At 67.8% G+C, this 689-nt stretch carries 1 protein-coding gene; it reads right to left on the minus strand.

Annotated features, from left to right (window positions below; all coding sequences use genetic code 11):
- Window positions 1-84: 84 nt before the first annotated feature.
- A partial coding sequence (gene istB / locus ACQRCA_RS08460; RefSeq protein ID WP_427719895.1) for an IS21-like element helper ATPase IstB occupies window positions 85-689 on the minus strand: 605 nt, incomplete at its 5' end.

The raw sequence follows: 689 nt of genomic DNA on the forward strand, positions 1-689 counted from the left end.
GTGTTTCGTCAAGAGGATTTGAGCAAAAAGAGCATCGGAAATTGAGCAGCCTGAGCATCGGAAGCGCGCACGCTTTTTGAGCGGCTAGCCCTCCTGCATGAGGGCATGGCGGACGCGGTAGGACTCGCCGCGGAACTGGACGAGCCTCCCGTGGTGGACGATGCGGTCGATCACGGCGGCGGCCATCTGGTCGTCCCCGAACACCGACCCCCACCTGCTGAACTCCAGGTTCGTGGTGATTACCACCGACTGCCTCTCGTATGCGTCGGCGAAGACCTGGAAGAGCAGCCTCGCCCCGTCCGCGTCGAGCGGGAGAAACCCGAGCTCGTCGATGACGAGCAGGCGGGCCTTGCCGATGAGCGCGGCCTCCCGGTCGAGCCTCCCGTCGTCGCGGGCGCGCCTCAGGCGCATCACGAGCGAGGACGCCGTGAAGAAGCGCGCCTCGAGCCTCCTCTCGCACGCCAGCGCGCAGAGGGCCGACGCCATGTGCGTCTTACCGGTGCCGACGTCGCCCATGAGCACGAGGTCCTCCCTGCGCTCGACAAAGTCGAGCGCGAGCAGCGAATCGCGCCCCATGCCCTCCGGCCACGACACGGCCGACCAGTCGTAGCCGTCGAAGGTCTTGGGCGCCGGCAGCGCGCAGCGCCTGAGCAGCGTCGCGCGCTTCGAGGCCTCGCGGCTGGACCTCT

Origin of the sequence: Collinsella sp. SGI.095, from assembly GCF_050314535.1 — a bacterium.
Classification (GTDB): Bacteria; Actinomycetota; Coriobacteriia; order Coriobacteriales; family Coriobacteriaceae; genus Collinsella.